This window comes from Clostridium algidicarnis, assembly GCF_000703125.1.
GTDB lineage: Bacteria > Bacillota > Clostridia > Clostridiales > Clostridiaceae > Clostridium_L > Clostridium_L algidicarnis.
The window spans coordinates 2739159-2753553 of record NZ_JNLN01000001.1 but is presented as its reverse complement, the minus strand read 5'-3'; the positions used below and the strand labels follow the sequence as shown (position 1 = coordinate 2753553).

Here is a 14395-nt window from a genome sequence, read left to right as displayed (position 1 = left end):
CAAAAAAACAAAGTTTATTCTTGAGTTTGCAAAGAATTAGTAGATTGAAGAATAAACTTCTTTGAGGAGTTGGAAGAATGAAACATTATCTAGAAAACATAAAAAATATAGAAAAACAGATTGATACAGTATTCAGCGACAAAGAACATTTATTAACAGCTATAACTCATAGTTCCTATGCTAATCAATTTAAAAATGTAGACTACAATGAAAGATTAGAATTTTTAGGTGATTCTGTGCTTCAATTATGTATAACAGAATACCTTTTTAATAATTATAAGCAAAAAAGCGAAGGTGATTTAACAAAGCTAAGATCACTTATTGTATGCGAAAACTCTTTATATGAAATTGCATTAACATGGGGAATTGGAAGGCACATGCGTATGAGTCGCGGGGAAGAGCTTACAGGTGGGCGTGATAGAGTTTCAATTCAAGCAGATTGCGTAGAAGCTGTAATAGCAGCCGTATACTTAGATAAGGGGATAGATTACGTTACAGACTTCATACTAAAGAGTTTTAAAGAAACTATAAGTAAGGCAATTAATCAAGAAATAGTACTAGATTATAAAACTGCTCTTCAAGAAAAACTTCAAAAGGATGGCGAAGTTGAAATTGATTATGAACTAGTAAAATATGAGGGACCTCCTCATAGACGAAAATTTTATACTAAGGTTGTAATTAATAATAAGGTTATGGGTGAAGGCAATGGTTATAGTAAAAAAGAATCAGAACAAAGCTCTGCTAAAGAGGCCTTATTAAAACTGGAGGAAATACATGAGTAAAGATTATTATATTATTCCTATATTTGTTCCCCATGAAGGATGTCCACATAACTGTGTATTTTGCAACCAAGATAAAATAACTGGGGAACAAGAAAAGGTAAATGCAGAGTTAGTAAAAAATACTATAGATGAATATCTATTAACTATAAATAATAAAGAGGCCACTATAGAGGTGTCATTTTTTGGAGGAACCTTTACAGCAATACCAGTAGAAAAACAAAAAGAACTTTTAAGTGTAGCAAAAACATATAAAGAATCTAAACTCATATCTAAAATAAGGCTATCAACTAGGCCAGATTATATAAATGAACAGATATTAAATACATTAAAAGATTACTCTGTAGACATAATTGAACTTGGCATACAATCTTTAGACGAAGAGGTCTTAAAAAGGTCTGGAAGAGGACATAGCGAGGAAGATGCTATTAAAGCTTCTAAACTGATAAAAGATTATGGATTTACATTAGGTCATCAAATAATGCTAGGATTGCCTACGGATAATTTTAAAAAAGATATAGAAACTACTAAAAAGATTATAGCTATGGGACCTGACATTTGTAGGATATACCCCTCTCTTGTAATTAAAGACACTCCTATGGAACTTATGTACAATAAAGGAGTGTATAAACCATATACATTAGAAGAGGCAATAGAGGTATCTAAAACAATTTATATGATGCTTGTAGAAAAAGATATAAATGTTATAAGGATAGGACTGCAGCCTACAGAAAATATAAATAAGGGTAAAGACGTTGTAGCTGGCCCATTTCATCCTGCATTTAGAGAATTAGTGGAAAGCAATATATGGAATGATGTTATATATGAAATTATAAAAGAAGTTAAATCAGAGATAATAATACAAGTACCAAGTAAAGATTTATCTAAACTTTATGCTAATAAAAAGATGTATTTTAATAAAATGAAAGATAGAATTGAATCAAAATTTATTGTTATAAAAGTAAATGATAATCTAAAACGAGGAGATTTTATAATAGAGTTTTATGAAAATAAAATGGTCTTAAATTTATATTCTATTATAAAAAAAATAGGAGGCTAATATGAAAATTAAAACTAGAGAAAAGATAGGGAAGTTTTTATTAGGAATGATAATCTTGATATTTTTGATTGGACTATTGCCAGTAGCATTTAAGTAGCTAAAGGAGTGGGCGTATGTTTTTAAAATCTATTGAGATAAAGGGCTTTAAATCTTTTGCAGATAAGATAGAATTAAAATTAAAAAAAGGTATTACTGGAGTCGTTGGACCAAATGGAAGCGGAAAAAGCAATATTTCAGATGCAATAAGATGGGTGCTTGGAGAGCAAAGTGTAAAAAATTTAAGAGGGGGAAAAATGGAGGATGTTATATTCTCTGGAACTGAATTTAGGAAGTCCGTTGGTTTAGCACAAGTTTCCTTAACTCTTGATAATTCTAAAGGTGAATTACCTATAGATTACATGGATGTTACAATAGGTAGAAGGCTTTATAGATCGGGTGAAAGCGAGTATTTTATAAATAATATATCTTGTAGATTAAAAGATATACACGAGTTATTTATGGATACAGGTATTGGAAAAGAAGGATATTCTATAATAGGACAAGGTAAAATTGATGCTATATTAAGTGGAAAAGCAGAGGATAGAAGATCTCTTCTAGAAGAAGCAGCAGGAATAGTAAAGTTTAAAACTCGAAGAGATGATGCTCAAAAGAAAATTGATTCAACAGAACAAAATTTAATAAGAATAAATGATATATTGCTTACCTATGAAGAAAGACTAGAACCTTTAAGAATAGATAATGAAAAAGCAAAAGAATTTCTAAAATTATCATCTAAACTTAAAGGTTTAGAGGTATCCTTAATAGTAAAAAGAATAGAAATTATAGAAGCAAACATTTTAAAGCAAAATAGCAACTTAGAGAGAATAGAAAAAGATTTAAATGAATTAAAAAAGGATGAAACTAGTATAAAAGAAGAGTTAATAAAAAGTGAATCCTTGTTAGAAGAGTCTTCTATAAAAAATAAATATAAAGCAGATGAATATTATAAACTAAAAGAAATAGTTCAGTCACTTAAGGCAGAAATAGGAATTGCTAAAGAACGTTTAGACAATTCAAAAACCACTATACAAGTAAATGAAGGAAGCATAAAGAACTTAAACCAGAAGATAGAAGAGCTTAAAAGAGAAAAAAATAAAAATGAAGAGTCTTTAAAAGAAAATGAAAACTACGAAAAGAAACTAAAACATGAGATAAATATTTTAGAAGAAGAGAGTAATTTATGTAATAGTGAATTATCAAACTTTAAATCAGAAGTTTCTATTTTAAGAAAAGATGCTATTGAAATACTAAGAAATCAATCAAAACTTAGAAATGACAAGTCAAAAGTTGAGATAGAGATTAATTCTTTAAAAGAAAAGCAGCAACAACTTCATGGTTACTGTGAAGATTATTATAATCTTTTAAAAACAAATAAAGATACAGGTCTTAGGATAATTAGTGAAAAAGAAAGATTTATGGATAGTACAGAAAAATTAGAAATATCTATAAAGGATAATAGAAACAAAGTTCTTTTTGTAAAAAGGGCTTTAAATGATAATGAAATAAAGCTAAAAAATATTAATAGAGATATTAATAAATTAGAGGCAAATAAAAATGCACTTATAAATTTAGAAAGTAATTATGAAGGATATAATAAATCCGTTAAAGCTTTAATGATGCGTATGAAAAAAGGTGATATGCATGGCCATATTGATAACTTTTGGGTTTTAGGAGATATAATAAGGGCAAATCCTAACTATCAATCTGCTATAGAAATAGCTTTAGGCGTTGGGGTGTCTAATATGGTAACTAATACTGAAAATGAAGCGAAGTATTTAATAGAATATCTTAAAAAGAATAATTTAGGTAGAGCCACATTCTTACCATTAAACATAATACAAGGGAAAAGTATTTATTTAGATAAAGAAATAACATCTATAAAAGGATATATAGGTATTGCTAGTAAAATTATTGATTTTGATGATAAATTTAAAAATGCTATAGAATATATTTTAGGAAGAACCATTATATCAGATGATATGAAAAGTGCTTTAGAGATAGCGAAAAAAGTAAATTATAAAAATAAGATAGTTACACTTCAAGGGGAAGTTATAAATACAGGTGGAGCACTTACAGGTGGAAGCTTGTATTATAAAAATACAAATATAATAGGTAGAAAAGATGAAATTGAAAAATTAAAGTTAGAGATATTAGAATTTAATAAGTCTTTGGAAAAAGCGAATAGTGAATTAGAAAGATACAAAGATGAGTATAAAATTCTAGAAGAAAATTATCTTAAGTTAAGAGAAAAGATTCATTATAATAATATAGAGGTAGCTAAAATAGATGAGAAGATTTTAGCTATAGAGTCAGAAAAAGAAAGGTTAACTAAAAATATACTTACGTCGAAACAAGAAATAGTTTTAATAGAAGAAAGTATAGATAATAAAACTAAAGAATTAGAAGAAGATATTAAACAAATACTTAATTTAGATAAAAAAGAAAAGCAATGTGGAGATAGAATAACCTTTTTAGAAGAAGAGATAATAAACAAAGAAGAAGGATCCAAGGTTAAAAAAGAATATATCTTAGATTTAAAAGTTAAAAAAGCTAAAATAGATGAATTTATATTAAATATGCTAAAAGAAGTAGAAAGGTTATGCAAGAATCTAGATGAACTAGAATCAGAGATACTAGAAAAAAAACAGACTATCCTAGATAAAGAACAAACTATTGTGAAATCAAAGGAAGATATTGAAAATTTAACTAAAAGCATAGAAGAAAATAAATTTATAATAGAGAATTTGGATAAAGATTTTAAAAGTTATGAGATAGAAAATATAAAAATTAAAGCTAATATTACTAACCTAAAAAGTAGAATAGAACAATTACAATTATTTATACAAAAAAAAGAAGAAGAAAAGAATAAGTTTAATATAAATAAAACTAGAATAGATATAGAAAAAGAAAATTTATATGCAGGATTAAATAATGAGTTTAATATTAGCTTTGTTGAAGCTTTGGATATAGCAAAAGATATTGAAAATGAAGATTTTGCAAAAGAAGAAGTTATAACTATAAAAAAAGAAATATCTAAGCTAGGTACCATAAATCTAGGATCTATAGATGAATACAAAGATATAAAAGAAAAGTATACATTTATGAATAGTCAAAAGGAAGATTTAAACAACGCACGTATTGAGCTAAAAGAAGTTATTGATGATATGACAAGTAAAATGAAAGACGTTTTTTCATCTAATTTTAAGGTTTTAAATGAAAACTTTAATAATACATTTAAAGAATTATTTAAAGGTGGAAACGCAGCTCTTATATTGGGCGAAGGTGATGAACTTACGGCCAATATTGATATAAATGTGCAGCCACCAGGTAAGAAGCTTCAAAATATAAATCTTATGTCAGGAGGAGAAAAGGTACTTTCGGCAATAGCGCTACTTTTTGCAATATTAAAGATGAAACCTACACCATTTTGTATATTAGATGAAATTGAGGCAGCATTAGATGATGCAAATGTTTATAAATACGCTGAATTCTTAAAAAAGTTTTCAAATGAGATACAGTTCATAGTGATAACTCATAGAAAAGGAACTATGGAATCAGCAGATATGCTCTATGGTGTCACTATGGAGGAAAAAGGTATATCTAAGATAGTATCAGTAGATTTAAGTAAATAATTAAGGAGGATAAATATGTTTGGAGGTCTTTTTGAAAAATTAAAATCTGGATTAAGTAAAACCAGAGATACTCTTACAGATAAGGTTAACGATATGTTAAATTTAGCTGTAACAATAGATGAAGATTTATATGAGGAATTAGAAGAAATTTTGATAACGTCAGACATAGGAGTAGAGACTTCTATGGACATTATAAGCAGGCTAAAAATTAAGATTAGAGAAGAAAAAATTAATGATCCTGAGCTTATAAAGCCTTGTTTGAAAGAAATTATAAAGGAATTAATGGTGGATGAAGAGCCTATAGATAACAATGTGTTTCCTAAAGTTATTTTAGTTATAGGAGTGAATGGTGTTGGGAAAACTACTTCTATTGGAAAGCTTGCTTTAAAGTATAAAAATGATGGCAAAAAAGTTATTCTTGCTGCAGCGGATACTTTTAGAGCAGCAGCTATAGATCAATTAGAAGTTTGGAGCAGTAGAGCTAATGTAGACCTAATAAAACATAAAGAAGGATCTGACCCAGCAGCAGTAGTTTACGATGCTATTCAAGCTTCAAAAGCTAGAAAAGCAGATATATTAATTTGTGATACTGCAGGGAGACTTCATAATAAGAAAAACTTGATGGATGAACTTTCTAAAATTAATAGAATAATAGATAGAGAATTTAGCGAAGCAGAAAAACAAACATTGCTAGTACTAGATGGCACCACAGGTCAAAATGCAATAATACAAGCAAAGCAATTTATGGAATCTAGCCCTTTAGACGGGATTATATTAACTAAGCTTGACGGTACTGCTAAGGGTGGGGTGGTAATATCTATAAAAAGGGAATTTGAAATACCGGTTAAATATATAGGAGTTGGAGAAGGGATTGATGATCTTCAAGAATTCAATGCAGAAGCCTTTGCAGAAGCCTTATTTTAAAATATAAAACTGTTAAGTAAAAATGCTTGACAATGTAATTATATTTTGTTATAATTTTTTTTGTAGGTTAGGTGATATAAATGGAAGATAGATTTACTATCTCACTATTATTTGATTTTTATGGTGAACTTTTAACTGAAAAACAAGTGAATATAATGAATTTGTATTACAACGAAGATCTTTCATTAGTAGAGATTGCAGAAATAAATGAAACTAGTCGTCAAGCTATATATGATACAATTAAGACCTGTTATAAATTACTTATGAACTATGAGTCTAAATTAAATTTATTAGAAAAGAGCTTGAAACTATCAGAAAGTATTAAAGAAATATGCATTAAGTTAGATAAAGTGGAGAAAAATTTTGATTCTACTGAAGAGAGTTATATTGAGATTAATAATATAAAAAGTATCCTTTTAAAGGATATTAATATTTAGGAGGATTAGCATGGCTTTTGAAGGATTAACATCCAAACTTCAAGAAACTTTTAAGAAGTTAAAGGGAAAAGGGAAGCTTTCAGAAAAAGATATAAAAGAAGCCATGAGAGAGGTTAAACTTGCTCTTTTAGAGGCAGATGTAAATTATAAAGTGGTTAAAAGCTTTGTAAGTTCTGTAAGCGAAAAATGTTTGGGATCAGAGGTTTTAGAAAGTCTAACACCTGCTCAGCAAGTTATAAAAATAGTTAATGATGAGTTAACTAAACTTATGGGTGAGGAAGAAAGTAAGATAAATCATTCTGATACTGGGCTTACAGTTATAATGCTTGTAGGGTTACAGGGAGCTGGTAAGACCACCATGGGAGGCAAACTTGCCCTTCATTTTAGAAAAAAGAATAAAAAACCATTGCTAGTAGCAGCAGATGTATATAGACCAGCTGCAATCAAGCAATTGCAAACTGTAGGTAAGCAAATAGACGTTCCTGTATTTTCTATGGGAGATAAAATAAGTCCTGTAGATATAGCAAAGGCATCCTTAAGCTTTGCTAAAGATAATGGAAATAATGTAATAATAATAGATACTGCAGGAAGACTTCATATAGATGAAAATTTAATGGAGGAGCTTGCTTGCATAAAAACTGCTATAAACCCGTCTGAAATACTGCTTGTAGTAGATGCTATGACTGGGCAAGATGCAGTGAATGTTTCTGAATCATTTAATGACCAATTAGGCGTTTCTGGAATAGTTTTAACTAAACTTGACGGAGATACTAGAGGTGGAGCAGCTTTATCTATTAGGGAAATAACTAAAAAACCCATTAAATTTGTAGGTATAGGCGAAAAGATGAATGATATCGAAGTCTTTCATCCTGAACGAATGGCTTCAAGAATATTAGGAATGGGTGATATGTTATCACTTATAGAGAAAGCGCAACAATCTATAGATGAAAAAGAAGCAAAAGAACTTGGGAATAAAATACTAAATCAAGGATTTAACTTTGAGGATTTTCTAACGGCCATGAGCCAAATGAAGAAACTTGGACCTTTAAATAAGATAATGGATATGATACCAGGAGGTAATTCAAAAGAATTACAAGGGGTGGACTTTAATCAGGGTGAGAAAGAAATGTCTAAGATGGAGGCTATAATAAAATCCATGACATTAAAGGAAAGGAGAAATCCGAATTTACTAAGTGCTCAATCCAGAAAAAGGCGTATAGCTAATGGGTCTGGAGTTACTGTTCAAGAAGTTAATAAAGTAATAAAAAACTTCGAAAGCATGAAAAAGATGACTAAGCAAATGAAAGGTATGAAAAAGGGAATGAAAAAGAGTCCTTTTGGAAATTTACCCTTTGTTTAATATAAATTATAAGATTTGAAGGAGGTGAAAAATAATGGCAGTAAAGATAAGACTTAAAAGAATGGGCGCTAAGAAGACTCCTTTTTATAGAGTTGTAGTAGCTGATTCAAGAAGCCCAAGAGATGGAAAGTTCATAGAAGAAATAGGATATTATAATCCAGTATCAGAGCCAAAAGTAATCAAAATTGATGAAGAAAAGGCAGCTAAATGGATAAGTAATGGAGCACAACCATCAGATACAGTTAAAAAGCTTTTTGTAAAGGCTGGAATAAACGATAAACTTTCAAAGTAATACTTGGGAGGTGATTTCTGCTTAAGATTTTATAAAGTCTTATAGCAGAATCTTTATGAAAGAATTAGTTGAAATAATAGCTAAATCATTAGTTGATAATCCTGAGATGGTACAAGTAAATGAAATAACTGGAGAGCAATCTATAATTTTAGAGTTAAAAGTTGCTGAAGGTGATATGGGAAAAGTTATAGGGAAACAAGGTCGCATAGCAAAAGCTATAAGAACCGTTGTAAAAGCCGCAGCAATTAAAGAAAATAAAAGAGTAATTGTTGAAATTATATAAAATATTTTCAAGGCAGAGTTAGGTTTATTCCTAGCTCTTTTTGATTAAATTATGTTTGGTGGTGAATATGTGGAAGATTATTTATCTGTAGGTCAAATAAGCAAACCTCATGGAATAAAAGGGGAAGTCAAAGTAATACCTCTAACAGATGATATAAAGAGGTTTAGAAAATTAAAAAAGGTGTATATAGACGGAAATGAAAAAGTTATAGTTTGGTGTAAAATGCAAGTTGATAGAGTCATACTCAAAATAGAGGGTATCGATACTATGGAAGGTGCAGAAAGTTTAAGAAATAAATATATCCAAGTAAAAAGGGAAGAAGCAGTTAGATTACCAAAGGATAGCTATTTTATAGCAGATTTATTATCATGTACAGTATATGATACATCAGAAAACAAAATAGGAAAAGTATATGATGTAATTAAAACTGGAAGTAATGATGTGTATTGGATTAAAGATGAAAAAGAGATTTTAATACCAGCTTTAAAGGATATAGTACTTGATGTGGATATAGATTCTCATAAGATTATTATAAGACCTATAAAGGAGTGGCAAGATGAAGATTGATATCCTAACATTGTTTCCAGAGATGTTTAGTGTATTCGATCATAGTATATTAGCTAAAGCTAGGGAAAAAGGAATTATAGATATAAATTGCTTTAATATAAGGGACTTTACAGAAAATAAACATAGGAAGGTAGATGATTATCCTTATGGTGGTGGAGCTGGTATGGTTATGTCACCACAACCTATTGTTGATTGCATAAAGCATGTTAAAGAAAATAATAAGGGCAGGGTAATATTTTTAGGACCGAAAGGTGCGACTTTTACACAGTCAAAGGCTAATGATTTATCAAAGGAAGAAAATCTTATCTTTTTATGTGGCCATTATGAAGGTATAGATGAGAGGGTTTATAATTACATAGATGAGGAGATATCCTTAGGGGATTTTATACTTACTGGTGGCGAAATGGCTGCTATACCAGTAATAGATAGCATATGTAGATTAGTACCAGGGGTATTATCTAATAGTAACAGCTATGAAGATGAATCCTTTTATAACGGGCTTCTAGAGTACCCTCAGTATACAAGACCAGAAGTCTTTAATGATGAAAGAGTACCTGAGGTGCTTATCTCAGGGCACCATGAGAACATAAGAAAATGGAGAAAAACTAAGTCACTTTTATTAACTAAAAAAAATCGATTGGACCTTTTTAAAAAGTTTCCTCTTAGCAAAGAAGATATAAAATTACTAAAAGATATTGATAAATTATAAAAAAACATTGAATATACCTACCATATGTGATAAAATATCAAATGTGTTAGTACGAACGGTCCTCTGTCAGAAAATAACTGGCAAGAACGTTAAATTAGTTTAAGGAGGAATACACAATGAATGAATTAATAAGAGCTATTGAAGCAGAACAACTAAGAAGTGATTTACCAAACTTTAATGTAGGTGATACAGTTAAGGTACACGTAAGAATAAAAGAAGGAACTAGAGAAAGAATACAAATTTTCGAAGGAACCGTTCTTAAGAGACAAAATGGTGGAATAAGAGAAACATTCACTGTAAGAAGACTAGCTTCAGGTGTAGGGGTAGAAAGAACATTTCCTTTAAATGCTCCAATAGTTGAAAAAATAGAAGTAGTAAGAAAAGGTAAGATTAGAAGAGCTAAATTATTCTACTTAAGAGATAGAGTTGGTAAGGCTGCTAAGGTTAGAGAACGTAAATAATATATAATAGTTACATAAATTATTTTATAGCAAAAGGGACTTTTATAGTCCCATTTTTGTTATTTAAAAATATATGTTTTGTAAAAGTGAAAGGAAGTGAACTTAATGGCAATAAATTGGTTTCCGGGTCATATGGTTAGGACTAGAAGACAAATAACCGAAAATTTAAAATTAGTGGATTTAGTTATAGAAATACGAGATGCCAGGATAGTTAAATCTAGTAGTAATCCAGAAATAAATGAGCTTTGTGAAAATAAGCCTAGAATAATATTATTAAATAAAGCTGATTTAAGTGAAGGCAAGGTTACAAAAGATTGGATTAAAACTTTATCTTCAGATAAAATTAAGCTATTGGAAGTAAACAGTTTAACAGGGGAAGGTATTAAAAATATAAAGCCTGCAATATCAGAACTTTTGAAGGAAAAAGAAGATAGAATGAAAAAAAAGGGCCTTAGAAGCATTGTATGGAGAGCTATGGTAGTTGGAATACCAAATGTTGGTAAATCTTCATTTATAAATAAGATGGCTAAAAATAATATAGCTAAAGTAGGGGATAAACCTGGTGTTACAAAAAATAAACAATGGATAAAGACTTCTTTGGGAGTAGAGCTTATGGATACTCCAGGTATTTTATGGCCTAAATTTGAAGATGAAGAGGTTGCTTTAAATCTAGCATTTACAGGGTCAATTAAAGATGAAATAATGGATGTAGAAGAGCTTGCACTAAAACTTATTGAAAGATTAGTTGTTACAAATCCTAATAACCTTAAAAATAGATATAAATTAGATACACTAGAAGGAACGTCTTTAGAAATAATGGAAGCTATAGGTAAAAAAAGAGGCGCTATAATATCTGGTGGTGGTGTTGATTATAATAGAATTGCAATAATGCTATTAGATGAATTTAGAGGTGGAAAGATAGGGAAGATATCTCTTGAGACACCTTAATTAAGGAGAGAATATTTTGAAAGACATTTTGCTTAATGAAAATTTTGAAAGTTTGTCTGTAGATATTTTAAAAAGTTATGTAAATTCGCTTAGCTTCTATAACTTAGAAAAAGAAGAGGTATATTTTATAAATAAAAAGCTTGAATTAGATAATAGAAAATCAATTCAATATTTAGCTACACGATTTATGAGGTGTTACGAAAACTATAATAAGGAATTGAAGAGAATTGAAAATTTATATATGTTTGATAAAGGTTTTAAAAACTTTGAGCTGATTGCAGGAATAGATGAAGTAGGAAGAGGGCCACTTGCGGGTCCTATAGTTTCTGCAGCTGTTATATTGGATCTAAATGTTAATAATAAAGATATGATTTTAGGGTTAAATGATTCTAAAAAGCTAACTGAAACAAAAAGAAAATATCTTAGCAACATAATAAAATCAAAAGCATTAGCATATTCAATATCTTTTTGTAGCAATAGTGATATTGACGAAAGAGGTATAGGATTCTGTAACAATGAAGTATTTAAAAAGGCAGTATATAGCTTAGATATAAAGCCAAATTTAGTCTTGTCTGATGGGTATACTATAAAGAGTTTTGAATCACCTAATATAGCAGTTATAAGGGGTGATTCAAAGAGCGCTAGTATAGCTGCTGCATCTATAATAGCAAAGGTTTATAGAGATAACTTAATGAAGGAACAAGCTAAAATTTATCCGCATTATGATTTTGATCACAATGTGGGATATGGAACCAGAAAACATATTGAAGCTATAGAAAAGTACGGGGCAACTTCAATACATAGAGTAAGTTTTTTAAATAATATTATAGGCGAAAAGCATCTTTAATGATACTTATTTTAGGTGTACTATATTGATTTAATAATATTTCTATAGCATCAAATCTAAAAAAGTTTTTATGCAAATTATTTTGTTGAATATAAAATTTAGCTACACGCTTTATTTTCTGAGTTTTAGAATAGGTTATGGATTCCAGTGCTGTGCATACATGTGATCCATACCTAGTCTTAACCTCTATAAAGCAAATGTATTTGTCATCTCTTGCAATTATATCAATTTCACCTAATTTACATAAGAAATTTGTTTCTATAATATCATATCCTTGAAGTAGTAGATGATTTAAGGCTAAGGATTCACCATGATATCCTAGGGCCTTTTTTTGTGATTTCAAAATTACCACCCTATCCTTTATATAATTTATCAATTTAGTAAGTAAGGATTAAAATACAAACAAAATATAAAACTTACAAAATAGTATTAACATTAATTATAAAATTATACATAATGGTCAATAATTAACTAGAGGTGATTTTAATTATGGCTATCAAAATTTATAGTGCCGCTTATACAGGCATTAAAGGGTTTTTAGTAGATGTGGAAGTGGATATATCATATGGACTACCAACATTTAATATTGTGGGACTTGGAGATACTGCTATAAAAGAATCTAAGGATAGAGTAAGGACTTCCATTATAAACTCGGGATTTGATTTTCCTGTAGGAAGAATAACAGTAAATCTTGCTCCAGCTAGTATAAAAAAGGAAGGAGCTGTATTTGATTTATCTATAGCTTTAGGTATATTGTTAGCAAGTTCTCAGATAACTTATGCAAGTATAGAAGAATTTGTGTTTATGGGCGAACTTTCTCTTAATGGTGAATTAAGACCTGTAAAAGGAATTCTTCCTATAATATTAGAAGCTATGAACAATGGGATAAAGGATTTTATTGTGCCCTATGAAAATATTAATGAGTGTATGGTAAGTAAAGACATAAAAGCTTTTCCATTTAAGAATTTAAAAGAGGTTATACATTTCCTAACATATAAGGATATGTTACCGTATAAAAATTCTTCCAATGAAAAGGATGAAAACAATATAAAAGCATTAGAATATGATTTTGATGATGTAGTAGGACAAGAAAGTGTAAAACGAGTGTTAGAAGTGGCTGCTGCAGGATTTCACAATTTAATACTTTATGGGCCACCAGGATCTGGTAAAACAATGTTAGCGAAAAGGATGTCATGCATTCTTCCAGGGTTAACTTATGAAGAATCTGTAGAAGTAACTAAAATATACAGTGTTTCAGGAAATCTTAATAAACAGCAAGGACTTATAAAATCAAGACCCTTTAGAAATCCTCATCACAGTATAACAAAAACAGCATTAATAGGTGGGGGGAGAGACCTTAAGGTAGGTGAGATAACACTTGCGCATAATGGAGTACTATTTTTAGATGAGATTTTGGAGTTTAATAGAAGTACACTAGAACTATTAAGGCAACCATTAGAAGATGGTAATGTAACTATAACTAGACTTACAGGGTCTATAGATTATCCTTCTAAATTTATATTTATAGGAAGTTTAAATCCATGTCCATGTGGATTTTATCTTTCTCACTCAGAAATTAAACAATGTACTTGTAGTGAAGCTGAAAGAAAAAGGTACCTTCAAAAGTTATCGGGACCTTTGCTTGATAGGATAGATTTATTCTCATTTGTACCCTCTTTAAAATATGAGGATATAAATAAAGATAATAAGTCTAAGACTTCAAAAAATTCTAAAGAGATAAAAGATAGGGTTTTTAAAGCTAGAGAAATACAAGCTCAGAGATTTAAAAATGGAGATATAAAATATAATTCTGAGATGAATAAAGAATATATTAAAGAATATTGTAAATTAGATAAAGATTCTAGTGAAATATTGAAAACTGTTTATGAGAAATATGGATTAAGCACTAGAGGATATTATAAAATATTAAAGATTTCAAGAACTATAGCCGATTTAAATGATAATAAAAATATAACAAAAAATGATATTATAGAATCAATACAGTATAGACGGTTTCTTAAAGATATAATTTAGTCATAATAAGAAACCAGTATTAT

15 protein-coding genes are annotated in these 14395 nt (G+C 29.3%); 14 read left to right on the top strand and 1 reads right to left on the bottom strand.

What is annotated here, in order from left to right; all coding sequences use genetic code 11:
• Positions 1–77: 77 nt before the first annotated feature.
• The 13 genes from rnc to BV55_RS0113100 all read left to right on the top strand — a co-directional run bounded on the left by rnc (position 78) and on the right by BV55_RS0113100 (position 12338).
• Positions 78–782, top strand: a complete 705-nt coding sequence (gene rnc, locus BV55_RS0113165) for a ribonuclease III (RefSeq protein ID WP_029453274.1) — start codon at positions 78–80, stop codon at positions 780–782.
• On the top strand, positions 775–1839 hold the full coding sequence (locus tag BV55_RS0113160) for an elongator complex protein 3 (protein ID WP_029453273.1): 1065 nt from the start codon (positions 775–777) through the stop codon (positions 1837–1839). Before rnc ends, BV55_RS0113160 begins: the two co-directional genes overlap by 8 nt.
• A 113-nt stretch (positions 1840–1952) precedes the next feature.
• A complete protein-coding gene (gene smc, locus BV55_RS0113150; protein ID WP_029453272.1) occupies positions 1953–5510 on the top strand; it encodes a chromosome segregation protein SMC in 3558 nt (1185 codons plus the stop codon).
• 15 nt (positions 5511–5525) lie between these two features.
• Entirely contained in the window at positions 5526–6434 is a 909-nt protein-coding gene (gene ftsY / locus BV55_RS0113145) for a signal recognition particle-docking protein FtsY (protein ID WP_029453271.1), read from the top strand.
• Positions 6435–6514: 80 nt separating this feature from the next.
• Positions 6515–6871, top strand: a complete 357-nt coding sequence (locus BV55_RS0113140; RefSeq protein WP_029453270.1) for a putative DNA-binding protein — start codon at positions 6515–6517, stop codon at positions 6869–6871.
• A gap of 10 nt (positions 6872–6881) precedes the next feature.
• Positions 6882–8231, top strand: coding sequence for a signal recognition particle protein (ffh, locus tag BV55_RS0113135; protein ID WP_029453269.1), 1350 nt, complete (start codon positions 6882–6884; stop codon positions 8229–8231).
• Positions 8232–8265: 34 nt separating this feature from the next.
• Positions 8266–8523 (top strand): 30S ribosomal protein S16, encoded by a 258-nt coding sequence (gene rpsP, locus BV55_RS0113130; protein WP_029453268.1) that lies wholly within the window; start codon positions 8266–8268, stop codon positions 8521–8523.
• Between the two features lie 55 nt (positions 8524–8578).
• Positions 8579–8806, top strand: coding sequence for a KH domain-containing protein (locus BV55_RS0113125; protein ID WP_029453267.1), 228 nt, complete (start codon positions 8579–8581; stop codon positions 8804–8806).
• A 69-nt stretch (positions 8807–8875) separates the two neighbouring features.
• Positions 8876–9373, top strand: coding sequence for a ribosome maturation factor RimM (gene rimM / locus BV55_RS0113120; RefSeq protein ID WP_029453266.1), 498 nt, complete (start codon positions 8876–8878; stop codon positions 9371–9373).
• Positions 9363–10082, top strand: coding sequence for a tRNA (guanosine(37)-N1)-methyltransferase TrmD (trmD, locus tag BV55_RS0113115; RefSeq protein ID WP_029453265.1), 720 nt, complete (start codon positions 9363–9365; stop codon positions 10080–10082). The genes rimM and trmD overlap by 11 nt, the downstream gene beginning before the upstream one ends.
• A gap of 116 nt (positions 10083–10198) precedes the next feature.
• Entirely contained in the window at positions 10199–10543 is a 345-nt protein-coding gene (gene rplS, locus BV55_RS0113110; RefSeq protein WP_029453264.1) for a 50S ribosomal protein L19, read from the top strand.
• 105 nt (positions 10544–10648) lie between these two features.
• A complete protein-coding gene (ylqF, locus tag BV55_RS0113105) occupies positions 10649–11491 on the top strand; it encodes a ribosome biogenesis GTPase YlqF (RefSeq protein ID WP_029453263.1) in 843 nt (280 codons plus the stop codon).
• A 16-nt stretch (positions 11492–11507) separates the two neighbouring features.
• On the top strand, positions 11508–12338 hold the full coding sequence (locus BV55_RS0113100) for a ribonuclease HII (RefSeq protein ID WP_029453262.1): 831 nt from the start codon (positions 11508–11510) through the stop codon (positions 12336–12338).
• Here the strand turns inward: BV55_RS0113100 and BV55_RS0113095 are convergent.
• Positions 12316–12690, bottom strand: coding sequence for a YraN family protein (locus BV55_RS0113095; RefSeq protein ID WP_242850900.1), 375 nt, complete (start codon positions 12688–12690; stop codon positions 12316–12318). The two genes, BV55_RS0113100 and BV55_RS0113095, sit on opposite strands and share 23 nt — an antisense overlap.
• Positions 12691–12827: 137 nt before the next feature.
• Between BV55_RS0113095 and BV55_RS0113090 the strand changes: the two genes are divergently transcribed.
• Positions 12828–14372 carry a YifB family Mg chelatase-like AAA ATPase gene (locus tag BV55_RS0113090; RefSeq protein WP_029453260.1) on the top strand — a complete coding sequence of 515 codons (1545 nt, stop codon included), beginning with the start codon at positions 12828–12830 and terminating at the stop codon, positions 14370–14372.
• Positions 14373–14395: the final 23 nt, after the last annotated feature.